This is a genomic window from Listeria farberi (genome assembly GCF_014229245.1).
Taxonomy (GTDB): Bacteria; Bacillota; Bacilli; order Lactobacillales; family Listeriaceae; genus Listeria; species Listeria farberi.
This window is the reverse complement of sequence record NZ_JAARZJ010000040.1, coordinates 1-2,978: the sequence shown is the minus strand read 5'-3', so window position 1 is coordinate 2,978 and position 2,978 is coordinate 1. Positions and strand designations below refer to the sequence as shown.

Below are 2,978 nucleotides of genomic sequence, written 5' to 3'. Positions count from 1 at the left end.
ATATTATTATAGACTAATGTCAAAAGTTCAAATAAAGTACAAATTTTTCTGGATTTTATTTTATTTGAAAATCATTAAATTTGATTTAAATTATAATATCTTGATTTCGCCGTATAATCTTTTCATTTGATTTAAATTGATTTAAAAAAAGACGATATTGCCCTCTCAGGACGTTAATAGCTATATTAAAGAAATCTCTAAAACGTTGAAAACCCTTGATATTAAAGAGTATATAAACGGTTTGGAGATTTTTTTATATCGTATAATACCCATTTTATTCCGTTGTTTTTGTGGCATTTGTGGCAAAATTTGTGGTATTTTCATCCATTCACTTAAAATAAGTCAAGGGTACGCCAAAACTTTTTTGAAAAAATCACTCAAAAAAATTTTTGTAGCCTCTCCCTTGACTTATTTTATTTTTTCCGCTATTTCGCTCTTGCAACGGACGATAACGGGGTACATTGATAAATCGTATCGCACCGCCGTTCTTACCAGTATATTGGAAAAAACCGTTCATTTTGACTATTGGCTGTTTTAGCTTCTTTTGCTCTGAACTCCTCCAAAGAACATTGGTAAAATCAAAATCAATAAAGTTGTAGAAATCGGCTTTAGGCTATGTTATACTAAGCGTTAGAGTAATTTTGTTAGTCGTATTCTGTTGGGTTTGGCTTGTGGACTGCTTAATTTATATACTTCGAGGTGACGAAATGAAACAAAGTGCAAAACTCAATAGAAGATTTTTAGCGTTGCTTTTTGATTATCTTACAATATTGTGTTACATGCTAATTCTTTTTGGAACTAGCATGTTCATTTATTTAATAATTTTAGATGGCATTCCTATTTTTAACGAATTAGGAATGAACTTAATATCATTAACATTGATTGTTCCTGTTGTATTGTTTTCAATTATTACTGAATCAAGTAAAGCACACGCAACATTAGGTAAAATGAAAACAAGACTAAGGGTTTCATCAACAAAATCCGAAACGGTTAAACTATGGCAAATTATTGTAAGAAACATCGTTAAATTTCTTCCGTGGCAATTGGCTCACATGACAATATTTCATTCCTTTATTTTAAAGTGGGAATTTACTCCACTTTGGACAGTCATAATGATTGTAGTTGATATTCTCCCAATTGTATGGATTGGTACCACAGAGGAATACATGATTTAATTGCTAAAACAGTTGTTACGGAAAGCGATATTACCTGAATAGTATAAGTATTAAACCTCATACACCCAAAAAGTGCTTTAGTTCTTGATTAACAGTATTTTGAACGCTACTTAAAAATAATAAAAGTCAAAAGGCTCGGTATATCATTGATATTTCGAGTTTTTTATGTCCAAAAAATTGAGGGTATATAGTGTGAAATGTCGTCCCAACGTCCCTAAGCCTTATAAACATCCGTACTATATTTATTAAAAAACTAACTAAACTCATAATTACAATCTCAATAAATCATAATGCAATAATGAAATTAAAAATGCTTTCATTTTATGTAAGTATATTTTTACATGTATAACAAGATCTGTTGGATAAAACTAAAATAAAAGCAAGTATCAACGTTTTTAACACACTTAAATTCCCTTTTAGTATAATAAAAATACTATATACATAAAAACTGTGAAAGAGAGTTTTTATGTATATAGTTTCTCGAAAGCTTCTTCTATTATTGTGATAGGCACACATACTGCGAAATCCCATGTTTCATCGTCGTGCCCTACACATATGGATATCATCTTATTCTTTTCATCATAAACCCAAAACACAGCAGAAGATGAAGATGTTCCAGCTTTAATGGAACTTTTAGTATCCCAATTTGCAAAACGAATCATTTTAAGTAAATATAATTCCTGGTTGCCTATATGAATGTTTAGTTCCCAGTCAAAATTATTTAATTTAATTAGAAAATCATTTTTAGATTTGTTTTCTATAAAAATAGTAACAGTTATTATATTCCACCTCAATTCTGTGATTAATTTTTTGCTAAATATGCTTTATAAAACGTTGTGTCTTCATGTGAAATATTAAGAATATAAAAATCTTTCGGTAATAGAATAATTTGAAACATCAATATAGCATAATAGTGTAATTAAATCAATGAGGATTCCTAAAAGTGAGTTATCTCTGATATGGTAAAAAATCTTTTTCCTTCCTGAGTAGTTATGAAAATAGCTAATTTAAGATTATAGCTAAATCAAAATAATCTATCTATACTTCTATAACTAAATAAAGTACAATAGAAAAGAAAAAATATCCACAACTAAGAAAATGGATTATAAGGAGGATATAAAATGGATATAACAACGTTTGAAAAGTTTAATCAACAATGTTCCGAAAATTTACCAAAAGAAATTGAAAAGATATTGAATGATGCGAAAGATCAGAAGAACTGTGCAATTGGTTTTATAACTACAGATGATTTCTATGGTTTTTATTTAGCATGGGATTATAGTAAGGATATATTCGAATTTTTTGAGTGGAAAAATGGACTTTCACCCGCATTTCTTTATCAGCCTCTTGTAGATATTGTAGATAATTGTGAAGAGATAGATTTTTGCAGTCCATCCGACGAAAAATGGGATTTTGCACAGACACTGCTTTCTGTTTTAGATAAAAATATTAAAGAAATTCCAGATGAACTGTTCCATAAGTATAACTTTAAAAGAGAAGATATCTTGTTTTTTGCAAGTATGAGCGATGGAGATTATATGGATGAGATGTTAAGTATTTCGGAAAAAATGTTCAATACTTCTAAATAAATTTTAAGTATAATGGAGATTGGCATTCAGATGTAGACTTTTTTTCATTAAATGGAAATAACAATAATTATCTTATTTTTTATGAGTAGTTAAGCACTTTCTTAGCTGTTATTTGAGAATGTTCCTTTAAGGGTTACATCTCAAATAACAGTTTTTTATTTAATAACGCTACATTTCCTCTAGGTACAACCCCTATTTAAATATTGTTATTGAC

The 2,978-nt window shown here is 28.7% G+C and carries 2 protein-coding genes; both read left to right on the top strand.

The genetic code is table 11. From position 1 onward, the window contains the following. Positions 1 to 707 precede the first annotated feature (707 nt). The gene (locus HCB45_RS15015) at positions 708 to 1,175 is read left to right on the top strand and encodes an RDD family protein (protein WP_185620436.1); all 468 of its coding nucleotides are present in this window, start codon (positions 708 to 710) and stop codon (positions 1,173 to 1,175) included. Positions 1,176 to 2,296: 1,121 nt separating this feature from the next. After that, positions 2,297 to 2,764, top strand: a complete 468-nt coding sequence (locus HCB45_RS15010) for a hypothetical protein (protein ID WP_185620435.1) — start codon at positions 2,297 to 2,299, stop codon at positions 2,762 to 2,764. The last annotated feature ends 214 nt before the right edge of the window (positions 2,765 to 2,978 follow it).